The organism is Kordiimonas sp. (assembly GCF_048260245.1).
Lineage (GTDB): Bacteria > Pseudomonadota > Alphaproteobacteria > Sphingomonadales > Kordiimonadaceae > Kordiimonas.
Map to the genome: position 1 here is coordinate 61,029 of NZ_JBLXGZ010000010.1, position 13,233 is coordinate 74,261.

The 13,233-nt window shown below is 56.1% G+C and carries 12 protein-coding genes and 2 tRNA genes; all 14 read right to left on the bottom strand.

The annotated features are described in order from the left end of the window. Positions 1 to 9: 9 nt before the first annotated feature. Positions 10 to 753, bottom strand: a complete 744-nt coding sequence (locus ACN0VM_RS07455) for a MipA/OmpV family protein (RefSeq protein ID WP_417450237.1) — start codon at positions 751 to 753, stop codon at positions 10 to 12. A 71-nt stretch (positions 754 to 824) separates the two neighbouring features. Beyond that, on the bottom strand, positions 825 to 1,907 hold the full coding sequence (locus ACN0VM_RS07460) for an endonuclease/exonuclease/phosphatase family protein (RefSeq protein ID WP_417450238.1): 1,083 nt from the start codon (positions 1,905 to 1,907) through the stop codon (positions 825 to 827). Between the two features lie 220 nt (positions 1,908 to 2,127). Further along, positions 2,128 to 2,203: transfer RNA gene (locus ACN0VM_RS07465), tRNA-Glu, on the bottom strand. Between the two features lie 29 nt (positions 2,204 to 2,232). Next, positions 2,233 to 2,308, bottom strand: a tRNA-Glu gene (locus tag ACN0VM_RS07470). 77 nt (positions 2,309 to 2,385) lie between these two features. Continuing rightward, complete coding sequence (recJ, locus tag ACN0VM_RS07475; protein WP_417450239.1) at positions 2,386 to 4,200, bottom strand: single-stranded-DNA-specific exonuclease RecJ; 1,815 nt, start codon at positions 4,198 to 4,200, stop codon at positions 2,386 to 2,388. A 9-nt stretch (positions 4,201 to 4,209) separates the two neighbouring features. Beyond that, the gene (gene glpX, locus ACN0VM_RS07480; protein WP_417450240.1) at positions 4,210 to 5,175 is read right to left on the bottom strand and encodes a class II fructose-bisphosphatase; all 966 of its coding nucleotides are present in this window, start codon (positions 5,173 to 5,175) and stop codon (positions 4,210 to 4,212) included. Between the two features lie 16 nt (positions 5,176 to 5,191). Beyond that, entirely contained in the window at positions 5,192 to 6,496 is a 1,305-nt protein-coding gene (locus ACN0VM_RS07485; RefSeq protein ID WP_417450241.1) for a homoserine dehydrogenase, read from the bottom strand. Between the two features lie 41 nt (positions 6,497 to 6,537). Continuing rightward, complete coding sequence (locus ACN0VM_RS07490; protein WP_417450242.1) at positions 6,538 to 7,761, bottom strand: LL-diaminopimelate aminotransferase; 1,224 nt, start codon at positions 7,759 to 7,761, stop codon at positions 6,538 to 6,540. A 264-nt stretch (positions 7,762 to 8,025) separates the two neighbouring features. Further along, on the bottom strand, positions 8,026 to 8,580 hold the full coding sequence (locus ACN0VM_RS07495) for a hypothetical protein (protein ID WP_417450243.1): 555 nt from the start codon (positions 8,578 to 8,580) through the stop codon (positions 8,026 to 8,028). Between the two features lie 155 nt (positions 8,581 to 8,735). Beyond that, positions 8,736 to 9,494: a hypothetical protein gene (locus tag ACN0VM_RS07500; protein WP_417450244.1), complete on the bottom strand. Its 759-nt coding sequence runs from the start codon at positions 9,492 to 9,494 to the stop codon at positions 8,736 to 8,738. Between the two features lie 212 nt (positions 9,495 to 9,706). Beyond that, complete coding sequence (locus tag ACN0VM_RS07505; protein ID WP_417450245.1) at positions 9,707 to 10,114, bottom strand: Mth938-like domain-containing protein; 408 nt, start codon at positions 10,112 to 10,114, stop codon at positions 9,707 to 9,709. Positions 10,115 to 10,131: 17 nt separating this feature from the next. Further along, positions 10,132 to 11,112 (bottom strand): protein translocase subunit SecF, encoded by a 981-nt coding sequence (gene secF, locus ACN0VM_RS07510; RefSeq protein WP_417450246.1) that lies wholly within the window; start codon positions 11,110 to 11,112, stop codon positions 10,132 to 10,134. Positions 11,113 to 11,124: 12 nt separating this feature from the next. Continuing rightward, the gene (gene secD / locus ACN0VM_RS07515; RefSeq protein WP_417450247.1) at positions 11,125 to 12,735 is read right to left on the bottom strand and encodes a protein translocase subunit SecD; all 1,611 of its coding nucleotides are present in this window, start codon (positions 12,733 to 12,735) and stop codon (positions 11,125 to 11,127) included. A gap of 55 nt (positions 12,736 to 12,790) precedes the next feature. Beyond that, the gene (gene yajC, locus ACN0VM_RS07520; RefSeq protein ID WP_417450248.1) at positions 12,791 to 13,132 is read right to left on the bottom strand and encodes a preprotein translocase subunit YajC; all 342 of its coding nucleotides are present in this window, start codon (positions 13,130 to 13,132) and stop codon (positions 12,791 to 12,793) included. Positions 13,133 to 13,233: the final 101 nt, after the last annotated feature.

The following is a 13,233-nucleotide window of genomic DNA, read 5'->3' on the forward strand; positions in this document are numbered from 1 at the left end:
TCAGCCCCCCTAAAATAACCAGACAACCCCCAGAAAAGCTCGTGCTTGCGCGCGACTATCCCGGGCAAAGGGGCTCGCGTAGGCCTTATCCTTCAGCTTGGAGGCTCGCAGGCTACCTTTGAGCAACCAGTTCTTGGCAATCCTGTGCTCCGCTGATAATTCAGCATGAAGTTCATAAATGCCGCCGGACGGCTTGTAGGCAGCCAGCGACGCATGATTGGGGCCCACCCCAAAATAGGCGTCCATATAATCGGGCGATCCAATGCTGATACCGATCAACGGCACCAGTTTGAAGCTTGAGTTGAGCTCAAACAAATATCCGGCTTCAAACTCGAGGCTCATACCACCGTGCACGCCGCTCACGCCCCAATAAGCTTCGCCGCTTAGAAACAGTTTGTAAACAGAAGTTCCGGCAAAAATGCCCAGCTCAAGCGCGTCGTCAACGGCGTCGGCCGGGGCTATCCCCGCACGGCTCAAGTCGGCACGCCTGCCATCCTGCACACGTGCAATAACGCCCGCACGCAGGAAACGCCGCGACGTCAGCACAGCCCCTATCTTGTTGTTTTCAAGGAAAAATGTGTCTTTGTAATTGAGCCTGATGTCGGCACGCAGGCTGTATTCCTGTGCTCCGGCCCCTAGGAAATCGGGGCTGAGGTTCAGCCCAACACCCAACTGCCCCACCCAGTCATCACGGCGGCGCTCATCATCCACAGGCACAGATTCGATATACACCGGCTGGCCGCTACGGGTCATATCCACATCCTGCCAGGCTTTTACTGGCAAACTGTGAAGGACGGCGAACAGGACAAGGGCGCCGCAGCGCTTTAGCGCAGTGCCCACTGTTGTTTCCCTGTCTGTGCACCAAGCGGCGTGATTTTATATTCCACCTCATAGCCCAGATGGTCAGACAGCGGCCTGCCATCTACTTCTTCGGTAAAATTGCGCTCAATATAGGTGGGGATAATGCGGTACTTGTCTGTGGTACGGAAGAACTGCTTATCGTTCGTTTTATAAAGCACATTATCGCGTTTGGCGGCCTTCCCCAGCGCGCAGTCTCCCTCACCAGACAGGCAATCTTCCGCAGCATCAACAAGCTGGATGGTCTGCCGGAAATAATCGTAGCGTTCGCGCTGTTTCGTGTTGAAGTCACCAGCCACAATCACCGGGTAACCACCACACAGCTTGTCCATGAACCAGCTCAATGTATCGGTCTGGCGCTGATGGGCACGCAAAACATGGCGGCTTGGCGCCTTTGCGGACCCACGTGAATTGAAATGCGAGTTAATGATGTCCAGCGGCTCATCAAGTCCCGGCACCGCTATGCGGGCCAGCAGGATGGCCTTGTTTGACAGGCAATCAATGCCCGCGCACATATCACTGTCAAACGCCTTGTGCTGGGCTTCCACGATCGGATAATCAGACAGGATGTAAAGCCCACTGCCGGTAAATTTCTGCGGGTCGCTGAAAGTCATATAACTTTTACGCGTCTGCATCGCCCAGTGCACCCGGCCCTTTTCAGAGCGTGCCTTGCGCCCCGGCCCCTTGAGCACATAACGATAGCCGGTCTGTTCAGCAATAATACTGGCGTCGCTGTCAAAGGCTTCCTGCAACAATACGACTTGCGGCTGGCTGCCCTCTCCGCGCCGTTCGCGCAGGATTTGTGCAATACGTTCAAACAGTGGTGTCTTATGTTTCTTAAGCGGCGATGGAAGGCCCTGAATATTATAGGACAGCACATTCAGCAGCACCGCTTGCGCCGCACCTTGGGTCGGCAGAAGTGTCACGGCTGCGCCTGGCTGGTCAGGGACAGTATCCGGCAGGTCGCTCGCGCACGCCGCAGGGCCCGCGCCCAGAACGGCAAGCACGCTGCCCGCACCTATCATCTTGAAAAAATTGCGTTTGACCATTCGAGTTCCCCTTACCCTCCTTTCGTTATGCCGTTGGTCTATGCAGGTAATATGACAGCTAATTGTCAAAAAAGAGACAATAGTGATGCAATTTCGGAGAATATTTCACTCGCGACCGCTTCAGGCGGTTTTACGCACCAGACAAGGGCGGAACTTCGGGAAAAATGTAAGGAAAAACAAAAAGCCCCGCACACATGGCGGGGCGTCTTTGACGCAGAAATGGTGATCCCTACGGGACTCGAACCCGTGTTTTCGCCGTGAAAGGGCGACGTCCTAGACCGCTAGACGAAGGGACCATTCGCATCTGAATGGCCGGTTTAGGAGATGGTGATCCCTACGGGACTCGAACCCGTGTTTTCGCCGTGAAAGGGCGACGTCCTAGACCGCTAGACGAAGGGACCGTTTTTTCAATCTCCGAAGCGACGGGGGCCTAGATACCGGGGTGCAGCATCCCGGTCAACATCTTTTTGCATTTTTCTTACGGTGTGCCGACAAGCGCCACATCTTCAAGTGTCATTTCGACTTTTCCGCCTCCGGCCCATGTATCTTTCTTGAGCTTGCCAGCGATATGAAAGCGGCGACCAATGCCGCTTCGCAGCGTTTCACCAAGCGTCTCATCCCACTGTCGGAACGCCATTGCCTTGATAGATTTGCCGTCCCTCGATTTAAAGATACAGCGCAGATGATTCTGCCCCACAAGGTCGGCCTTCAAAAGGTCCACATCGGGGATGACAAAATTAGGCGTGGGGTTTCCGGCGCCGAAGGGGCCCACTGCATCCACTTGCTCAACAAGCTCCGCCGTTGCGCCCGACAGGGCAACAACGCCGTCAATCTTCAGTGCCCGCTTCTCAAACGCCTTGGCGACAGGCGCGCGCATCAACTCTTGCAGAAAGGTAGTAAAATCATCAATACGGTCCGCCGCCATCGTCAGGCCCGCCGCCATTGCATGACCGCCGCCCTTGATCAACAAGCCACGCTGCACGGCTTCGATCACCGCAGCCCCCATGTCCACACCGCTGATTGACCGGCCAGAGCCTTTGGCTTCACCGTTCTCAATCGCCATCACGAAGGTTGGCAGGCCGTATTTATCCTTAAGCCGCGACGCCACAATACCAATCACCCCGGCGTGCCATCCCTCCCCGGATGCCACCACAAGCGTATCCGGGCTGCCCGCAGCCCCCACGGCGCTTTCCACCTGCTCCATCGCGGCGGTCAGCACCTCAGCCTCAATGGCGCGGCGTTCTTCGTTATAAAGATCAAGCTTTTCGGCTATCTGACGCGCTTCCAGGGCGTCATCCGTCGTCAGCAGCCGGGCGCCAAGATAACTTTCGCCAACACGCCCACCAGCATTAACCCGCGGCCCAAGCACAAACCCGGCATGATAACATGTAGGCAGTTCAGACACGCGCCCCACATCCGCAAGGGCCGTAAGGCCCGCGTTGCGGCGCTGCGCCATTACCTTGAGGCCCTGCGCCACCAAGGCCCGGTTCACACCGACCAGAGGCACCACATCGCACACAGTGCCAAGGGCAACAATGTCAAGAAGGCCGATCAGGTTTGGCTCACGCACGTCACCCTTAAACTGACCCGCGTCCCTGAGCGCCCGGTTCAGTGCCACGCATAGCAGAAAGGCAACGCCGACTGCGGCAAGCTGGCCAAGGTCACTGTCGTCATCCAGCCTGTTGGGGTTCACCACAGCCACCGCTGCCGGCAGTCTGGGTTCCGCCTTGTGGTGATCCACGACAATCACTTCAAGCCCGGCGTCTTTCGCTGCTGCGAGAGGCTCAAATGAGAGGGTGCCGCAGTCGACGGTGATAACAAGGTCTACCCCGGCCTCTCTAAGCCCCAGGAGCGCAGGGGCATTAGGGCCGTAGCCCTCCACCATGCGGTCGGGGATATAGATGCGCAGGCGGGCGCCCAGGGCGTTCAGGTAGCGGTACAGCACGGCGCTGGAGGTCGCACCGTCAACATCATAGTCGCCGTATATGGCGATCTCCTCGCCCATCTCTATGGCCCGCGCAATGCGCGATCCTGCCTTGTCCATATCCAGAACGCTGGACGGGTCCGGCAGGCTTTCCTTGAGCGACGGCGCATAAAAGGATGCAGCTTCTTCCATCCCAATGCCGCGCCCGGCAATAAGCTGTCCAACAACCATGGGCACACCAAGGCGTTCGGCTATTGCCTCGGCGATACGCGGCACACCGCCACGCATCATCCACGCTTGCCCCAATGCAGAACGGCGGACCCCAAGAAGAGGTTCCGCCGCACCGGTATTTTCAGCAGTTACGTTCAAGATTAGCCCTTAATGGCGGCCTTCGGGGCCGTGGATCGACTGCACGCGACGGATGGTTTTGGTCTTCGACCGCATCGTCACTGTCTCTGTAGTAAAGTTACCGTTGGCATCGCGGTGCACGCCCTTGAGCATGGAGCCGTCGGTCACGCCCGTTGCTGCAAAAATCACATCGCCGGAGGCCAGATCCATCAGCGAATATTTACGGTTCAGGTCTTCGATGCCCCATTTGGCCGCACGGCCACGCTCATCATCGTTTCTGAATAACAAGCGGCCTTGCATCTGCCCGCCAATACAGCGAAGTGCAGCAGCAGCGAGAACACCTTCCGGCGCGCCGCCAGATCCCATGTAAAGGTCAATACCAGTACCGGCATCGGTCGTTGCAATAACACCGGCCACGTCGCCATCACCAATAAGCGCAACACCACAGCCCAGTTCGCGTAGTTCCTTGATCAGCGCAGTGTGCCGGGGACGATCGAGCACACAAACGGTCATCTCGCCAACTGGCTTGCCTTTGGCTTCCGCCACCGCCTTGACGTTTTCACTGGCGCTTTTGTCCAGATCAATCACGCCTTCAGGCAGACCCCCACCAACGGCGATCTTGTCCATATAAACATCTGGTGCGTTCAAAAGGCCGCCCTCGGCTGAAATCGCCAGCACGGCAAGCGCGTTGGGCATAGCCTTGGCGCAGATCGTGGTGCCTTCAAGCGGGTCAAGCGCAATGTCAACCTTGGGGCCACCAGCGCCGACTTTTTCACCAATATAAAGCATCGGTGCTTCGTCGCGCTCACCCTCACCAATTACAACGGTGCCATCGATCGGCAGCTTATTGAAGGCCTTGCGCATGGCTTCCACGGCGGCAGCGTCTGCTGCCTTTTCGTCACCGCGCCCATTCCATTTGCTGGCAGCGATAGCGCCCGCTTCGGTCACGCGAACCACCTCAAGAACCAGAATACGGTTCAGATCCTGTGACGACATAAACAGTTCCCCTTGATTAAGCTTCTATTCTTAGCATTGCGGGGGTCTCTAGCACACATTCCAGTTCAGTGAAACGATTCAGTGCCGCCGCAACAGAAGCTTCAACAATCTCATGCGTGGTCATGATAATATATACACCGCCATCCGACGCACAACCACGCTGTAACATGCTTTGGATCGAGACTTTTTCTTCCGCGAGAATTTTGGTGATATCCGCCATCACACCGTGCCGGTCCTGCACCCGCAGCCGCAAATAATAGGTGCCGCGATGTTTGGCGACAGGGACCGAGGTTGATGCCTTCAGCGCGTCCGCAGGAACACCTAGGCGGGGGCCGCCCTGCCCGCGTGCCACATCGACAATATCCGCCATGACCGCCGATGCGGTTGGCCCTTGGCCCGCACCTGCGCCCTCATATACTGTCTGGCCGATAAAATCGCCATCAACCACCACGGCGTTGGTGGCATTCATCACATTGGCAAGCGACGCACTGACAGGCACCATGGCGGGATGCACACGGGTTTCAATACCTTCATCCGTACGCTGGGCCACACCCAGCAGCTTGATGCGATAGCCAAGCTCCTTGGCATATTCGATATCCACCGGCGCGATATTGCGGATGCCTTCGGTCGGCAGGTTTTCCATATCCGGCTCCACGCCAAAAGCAAGCGATGCGAGAATGGCTGTTTTGTGTGCCGCGTCGATCCCGTCGATATCAAATGTCGGGTCTGCTTCGGCGTAGCCAAGGCGCTGGGCGTCGGCCAGTACATCACCGAAGGCAAGGCCCTCGCGCTCCATCCGGGTCAGAATATAGTTGCAGGTTCCGTTAAGGATACCCCGCACGGCAGTAATTTCGTTCCCGGCCAGCCCCTCACGCAGGGCTTTAACAATCGGTATGCCGCCAGCAACCGCAGCTTCAAACCTGAGTTCAGCGCCGTTTTTCTCAGCCAGCGCGGCCAATTCCTTGCCGTGCATGGCAATAAGCGCCTTGTTGGCAGTGACAAAGCCAATGCCGTTCGACAGCGCCTCGCGGGCCAGAGCAAAGGCGGGTCCGTCACTACCACCGATCAGCTCAACAACCAGATTGATGCCGCTGTCTTTCGCGGCCATATCAACGGCATTATCGAACCAGCGGCACCCTGAAAGATCAACACCGCGGTCACGGTTGCGGTCGCGCGCGGAAACGCCGCCAATTTCAATTTCCCGTCCGGACCTGGCACCAATCAGGGCACCGTGTTTTTCCAAGATTTTGATTACGCCGGCACCTACGGTTCCAAGCCCCGCAATGCCGACGACGATCTTGCCACTCAAGTCCGAATTCATAAATGTCTCCACTCACACGCGCGACTATCGCGCAGATACTGTTAGGTCACAGCCTGTTTAGCATGCCACTCAGCGATCAGTTCATCTTTGCGTGACATGAATTTCTTAATATTGCGGATAGCCTGCCTGATGCGGTGTTCGTTCTCAACCAAACCGATACGCACAAAACCCTCGCCATACTCGCCAAAGCCGATACCGGGTGCGACCGCGATCTTGGCATGCTCCAGCAACAGTTTTGAAAAGGCCATACTACCCATTTCCTGAAACTCTTGAGGGATCGGCGCCCAGGCGAACATGGACGCCTTGGGGCTTGGGATTTTCCAGCCGGCCGCGGCGAGGCCCTCCACCAGAACATCCCGACGCCGCTTATAGGTCTCGCGGTGCTGGTCAATACAGTCTTGCGGTCCATTGAGAGCGGCCACCGCAGCCACCTGAATGGGCGTGAAGGCGCCATAGTCCAGATAACTCTTCACCCGGGTAAGCGCCGCCACAAGATCCTTGTTGCCCGCGCCAAAGCCCACCCGCCAGCCGGCCATGGAATAGGTCTTCGACAGGCTGGTAAACTCGATTGCAATATCCTTCGCTCCCGGCACCTGCAGGATCGAGGGGGGCGGGTTGTCATCGAAATAGATTTCACAGTAAGCCAGATCGGAAAGGACCCAAATGCCATGCTTCTTGCAAAAATCGACCACCTCTTGATAGAAAGCGAGGTCGACCACCTCGGCGGTAGGGTTGCCGGGATAACAAAGGATCACCGCTGTTGGCGTGGGGATGGCATGCTGAACCGCATATTTCAATTCCGTTAAAAAATCGCGCCCTGGCCCCATCGGCAGATGGCGAACGGCCGCGCCCGCAATCATGAAACCGTAGGGATGGATGGGAAAACTGGGGTTCGGCACCAAAATAACGTCACCGGGTGTCGTGATAGCGGACGCCAGGTTTGCCAGCCCTTCTTTTGACCCGAGCGTCACCACATTTTCGCTCTCCGGGTCGATATCAACCCCGAAGCGACGCTTGTAATAGGCAGCATGGGCACGCCTTAACCCCGGAATACCGCGCGAAACCGAATAACCGTGCGTGGTGGTTTTATCCACCGTTTCTTTCATCTTGTCGACAATATGCTGTGGTGTTGGCAGGTCCGGGTTGCCCATACCTAGATCAATGATGTCCTCCCCCCTCGCTCGCGCCGCTGCTTTCATCTGATTCACTTCAGCGAATAGATAAGGGGGCAGGCGGCGAATGCGGTAGAAGTCCTGATTGCTCATGATCGGATAGGCCCAGATTAGGAGTTGAAAACAGCTTTTTGAATTGGCCCGAAGGCCAGACGCATAGCTCTAAGGGAATTTAACCGCCTGCGCAACGGCATTGCGCAATGATCGGAATGTTTATGGATGTGTGCGAGTAATAGTGTTGCGCCAGATAAGCCTATCTTTTGAATGGCCGCAAGATCCCGGCTCAATCAGCCAAAAGGCCGGACCACTGGCCCGACCCTTTGATACCTCCCCGTGCCCGATGGCAACTCGTCTGTTTTACCGCGCCAATGCTTGCTGTGCGATTTTCAGCGCCTTTTCCGCCTGCTGAAGGGCCATCCGGCTATGTTTGTTATCAACTTTTGAGAGGCGTGACTTCAGCTCTTGCCGATGCACCTCAATGGCGATTCGCGCCTTCTCAACAGCATGTTCCTTTGTAGCTTTCACACCCTCAATGGCTACCGACTCCGCAAAAGCGATCTCGAGCGGCCGTTGAGCCATGGCCTCAGAGACATCCTGTTTGATCGTGGCCAGTTCACCGAAATCAATCTGCGCATACACCTCTTCGGTATGCTGTAACCGATATTCAAGGTCCGAATGCATCGCTTCATACCGTGCTTCGAAAGCCTCTTTGGCGTCCTCACATTGCTCCGCATCCTGCGATGCCATGCCTGAATCCGTACCTGAGGTGAAATCTGCTGTCTGCGCTGGCTCATCCGCCATATCCAGAACCATCGAACCAACACCGTCAAAGGACATGGGCCGTTCGCCAGCCATGGTCGACGGACCAACCAGTGCCGCGATTGTCAATGATAAGAATGCGATTGGTTTCATTGCCACTTTCCCCAAGTGCCGGAACTTAACCCGATAATGCTACAATATTACACTTCATACAAGGAAGTTTCACCCGAGCCCTCTTCACAAAAAAGGGAGGAAAGCATCGCTTCCGCGATGCCCCACCGCCCCCAGGAAACCAACAATCTCTTGAATTAGCGGTCTTCAGGAGCCTTAGCCTCCTCTTCAGCCTGACGCTGGCGCCGTTCTTCAAGCCGCTTCTCAAGCCGCTCACGCTCGCGCTTCAGATGCTCTTCCGCCCGTTTGAGACCCTCGAGGTGACGTTCTTCCATATCCTCAAGTTGCGCAGCGGCCTCTTCAAGCCCAAGGGCGTGGTGCTCGCGCAACTCATCGTCGATATCAACTTCAAACTCTATATCTGCCAGCGCCTCCGCGATATCCGCGCGGGCGTCGGCAAGGTCGGCATTCAACTCAAGGCGTACACGGCCCAGGTCGCTGAACTGGTCTTCCATACCGTCAAGCGCATCTTCAAGCGCCTTGATCTCTATCTCGCGCATCTCCGACATCGACGGGCCATATGCATAGGCAAAGTTCATATCGCCTCCCGCCGACTTCAGCGCCTCGAGTGCGGTGCGCAGACCTTCTCCAGCAGCTTCCAGCGCGTGCCGTTCGGCTTTTTCCCTAGCCTTTTCCAGACGCTTTTCTACTTTTGCAAGCGCCTTTTCAGTTTCATCGATCGCTTTGGCCCGTGCCTTCCGTGTGGCTTTTTCTGCTCCGGATCCCATGGGCTTTCCTGCCTTGACGATGCGAATTTTCTTCTCTGCCTTCTCTGCCTTAGGGCTATTGCCATCGCTGGTAACCATGGCGTGGCCCGCACCTGCGAACATGCAGGCAGACAATGAAAGCCCCGCCACAATGGCAGCGCTGCGTGTGAAAGAATTTTTTGCTGGCATAACCAACCTCCTCGCTTAGGCCGCTTTTGCGGCTCTATCCTGTTGATGTGACATACGCGCTCAGGGGCGTCATCACGCTCTTGTGATAGAACCGTGCGCCTGAAGGCCAAAACAGGGAAGATGAATTCGGTGGAAGGTTGGATTGCTGCGACAAATTGACCATACCTGCGACGAACCGTGTGTCACAGCCCGCCAAAAACAGACAGCGGAGGTCAATTCACGGGCAGCAACAGGGCTGAAACCTGACGACCTTCAATCAGCAGAACATTATAGGTGCGGGCAGCTGCCCCCGTGTCCATCGCATCATAGCCAACGCCTGCGGCCTCCAGCGCCTGCCGGAGAGCAGACGGAATAAGCTGCATCTTCTCCCCGGTGCCAATCAGGACAAGCTCAGGTTTTTGCTCAGCTTCCAGGGCCTTGGCGAAGTCAGCGGTGCTAAGGCTTTTGACATCCTCTGCCTCAATGGGGAAAAATCCGGTTGGTAGCACCAGCACACCGCCTGAAACACGGCGCCCCATCAGGCGAAAGCCTCCATCACCGTAACTCTCCACCAGAAGCAAGTCATCGCGTGACTGCGCCTCAAGTGTAACGCCACCGGATGTGAAGCTTTTGCCTGTCATCTTCTTAACTTGCTGCCTTACATCTGCTCAAACGGGTTGGTCGGACGGGATTTATCAACCGTGGGATCAGCTTTCTCATCCTCACCAATCATGGCGTCTCGCCGAATATCGAACACAAGCAAGAGCGGGGATGCAATGAAGATCGAGCTATAGGTACCAACGACAACACCCCAGATCATGGCTGCGGTGAAGGCCTGAATAACCGCACCGCCGAGGAAATATAGTGCAAACAAGGCAAGCAGTGTTGTCAGGGATGTCATCAGCGTCCGGCTTAACGTCTGGTTCAGCGAAAAGTTAATCAGCTCGTCCATTGGTTTTTTGCGGAACTTACGAATATTTTCGCGTATGCGATCATAAACCACCACCGTATCGTTGAGGCTGTATCCGACAATCGTCAAAAGCGCCGCGATTACAGACAAGTTGAACTCAAGCCGGGTGATGGCAAAAAAGCCGACTGTCAACAGTACGTCATGTACAAGCGCCACAACGGCACCCAGCCCAAACTGCCACTCAAAGCGGAACCAGATGTATATCAACACAGCGATCACCGCGATCGATACAGCAAGGGTACCATCACGCTTCAACTCGCCCGAAACAACAGGGCCAACGATATTTTCCTGCCGGAAGGTGATACCCGGCACCGCTTCGGTCAGCGCATTTCTTACCTTCACCATGGCTGCGGACTGAGCTTCCTCGTCACCCGGCTGGCGTTCGACGCGGACCAACGCTTCAGAAGCGTCCCCATACTCCTTGACAGAGACGTTACCGAGGCCAAGGCCCGATGCCGTATTCCGCACAGTGGCAAGTGGTACATCGCTTCGGTCGCTCATGCCGATTTCGATCGCGATACCGCCCTTGAAGTCGATACCGTAGTTCAAGCTATTCACAGCAAAAAGCGCAACGGATGCCAAAATCAGCAGCCCCGATATAGCAACAGCTACCCTGCGGGCTGCCATGAAATTGATTTTTGTATTTGCTGGTACGAGACGCAGTAACATCATCCCCTCCCCTTATATTGGCAGGCGTGCGGGTTTTGCCCGCTTCAGCCAGGTTGCGAGGATCAGCCGCGTGAGCACGACCGCTGTAAACATTGATGTCAGAATACCGATTGCAAGTGTAACGGCAAAACCCTGAACCGGCCCTGATCCCAACATATAGAGCACAGCCGCTGCAATAAATGTGGTGATATTAGCATCCATAATGGTCGACAGCGCCTCACCGTAACCATGTTCCATCGCGCCAAAAGGCTTGCGGCCGTTGGATTGCTCCTCCCTGATACGCTCAAAAATCAACACGTTGGCATCCACTGCCATACCGATCGTCAGTACGATACCCGCAATGCCCGGCAAGGTCAGGGTTGCCTGAAACAGGCTCAGCATTCCCATAATGAGCACAAGGTTTGTGATCAGCGCCAGGTTGGCGGCAAGACCAAAACCACCATAGGCGAGCAGCATAAACACAATGACACCCGCAAAACCAACTGTTGCTGCCCATTCGCCGGCCTCGATCGAATCTGAGCCCAGATCCGGCCCTACCGTCCGCTGCTCAAGCACCGTCAGCGGTACCGGCAGCGCACCAGCTTTCAAAAGTGTCGCAAGTTCCTGCGCTTCCGCTGCGGTACCCACGCCGGTAATCTGACCGCTACCGGAGAGGATAGGTTGTTGAATATTCGGCGCGGAAATGACGGTGTTATCCAGCACAATGGCAAAGGGCCGACCCACATTATCGCGGGTGTGATTGCCGAACCGTTTGGCGCCTGCGGTATTGAAGGTGAAGGCCACAGCCGGACGGCCGGTATTCCCGTCGAACGCGGCTTTAGCGTCTGTCAGGTCATCACCCGACACGATCACCCGTTCCTTGATCACGATCTGCCCAGGGCTATCAGCCATGGGCACAGCCCGTTCGCGAGCGCCAAGGCGACCACGGGCAATGTCTTCAGGGCTGACGTTTGTATTCACGTCATGAAAGGTGAGCTTCGCAGTTTTCCCGATAAGACGCTTGATTTCCTCAGGGTCGCTTGCGCCCGGCACCTCAAGAATAATGCGGTCATTTCCTTGCGGGTGCAGTGTGATTTCTTTTGTCCCGTCAGGGTCCACACGCTTGCGCATCACTTCCATTGCGCGGGCAATTGCATCCCGCTTCTGAACCTCAATACCCTGTTCCGTCAGCGCCAAGGTGAATTCGCCGCCATCACGGGTCATCTCAACTTCTTTCACACCGCCGCCCATCAAGGGGTTGGTGGCGCCGACCGAGTTTTGCGTCAACGGCAACAATTCCTGCCGCGCTGCTTCAATCTGGTCTTCCGCTTCAACACGGAAACGCACGAGCTGACCTTCGGTGCGAATACTGCGAATCTTGAACTGGCGGTTACTGTTGCGTACATCACGCACCTGGTCGGCGAGGTTGTCGAGACGCGACTTGACCACGTCATCGGTCTCCGCGCCCCACAGGAGATAAACACCACCCTGCAGGTCAAGCCCCAAGCTCAACGACTTGGAGGGCATGAAGCCCGGCAGCTCTGCACGCTGCTCTTCGGTCAGGAAATTAGGTGCGGCGGTCAAAACGCCGAACAGGCACACGGCCAAAATCATCAGCACTTTCCAGCGCGGAAAGGTCAACATGCGAAGTCCCCTAAGCGGTCAAGCGCCCGGCACCATGACGGGCCGGGCGGTTTGATTATTTCTTTTTGTCTTCTGTCGGTGCTGGCTCGCCTTTGGCGCGCACTTCGGTCAGGGTGCTTTTCACAACCCGTACGCGGACACCGTCGGCAAGATCGACTTCAATTTCATTGTCGTCTTCCTTCACCTTGGCAACTTTACCGATAAGGCCGCCCGCAGTTACCACTGTGTCACTACGGCGTACATTGGCAACCATCTCGCGGTGCGCTTTCATCTTCTTGTTTTGTGGCCTGAGAATCAGGAACCAGAAAATGGCGATGATCAGAATAAAGGGGAGAAAGCTCTCCAGCATGCCAGGCTGGCTTGGCGTTGCCTGAGCGAGAACAGATGAGAATAACATGTGACAAACCTCTTAATGGACGTGGCTCCCTCGGCCACCGGGTAAATTCTTTCGCCGGACTATAGCTTCATTGCCTTCAAATGCAACAATCACCGTGGTAT

Excerpts from the sequence above, each read along its gene's own strand:
- ACN0VM_RS07505 (WP_417450245.1), bottom strand. The coding sequence starts at position 10,114 with ATGACAGGCAAAAGCTTCACATCCGGTGGCGTTACACTTGAGGCGCAG.
- ACN0VM_RS07500 (WP_417450244.1), bottom strand. The coding sequence starts at position 9,494 with ATGCCAGCAAAAAATTCTTTCACACGCAGCGCTGCCATTGTGGCGGGG.
- ACN0VM_RS07485 (WP_417450241.1), bottom strand. The coding sequence starts at position 6,496 with ATGAATTCGGACTTGAGTGGCAAGATCGTCGTCGGCATTGCGGGGCTT.
- ACN0VM_RS07495 (WP_417450243.1), bottom strand. The coding sequence starts at position 8,580 with ATGAAACCAATCGCATTCTTATCATTGACAATCGCGGCACTGGTTGGT.
- ACN0VM_RS07460 (WP_417450238.1), bottom strand. The coding sequence starts at position 1,907 with ATGGTCAAACGCAATTTTTTCAAGATGATAGGTGCGGGCAGCGTGCTT.
- secF (WP_417450246.1), bottom strand. The coding sequence starts at position 11,112 with ATGTTACTGCGTCTCGTACCAGCAAATACAAAAATCAATTTCATGGCA.
- yajC (WP_417450248.1), bottom strand. The coding sequence starts at position 13,132 with ATGTTATTCTCATCTGTTCTCGCTCAGGCAACGCCAAGCCAGCCTGGC.
- secD (WP_417450247.1), bottom strand. The coding sequence starts at position 12,735 with ATGTTGACCTTTCCGCGCTGGAAAGTGCTGATGATTTTGGCCGTGTGC.
- ACN0VM_RS07490 (WP_417450242.1), bottom strand. The coding sequence starts at position 7,761 with ATGAGCAATCAGGACTTCTACCGCATTCGCCGCCTGCCCCCTTATCTA.
- glpX (WP_417450240.1), bottom strand. The coding sequence starts at position 5,175 with ATGTCGTCACAGGATCTGAACCGTATTCTGGTTCTTGAGGTGGTTCGC.
- ACN0VM_RS07455 (WP_417450237.1), bottom strand. The coding sequence starts at position 753 with ATGACCCGTAGCGGCCAGCCGGTGTATATCGAATCTGTGCCTGTGGAT.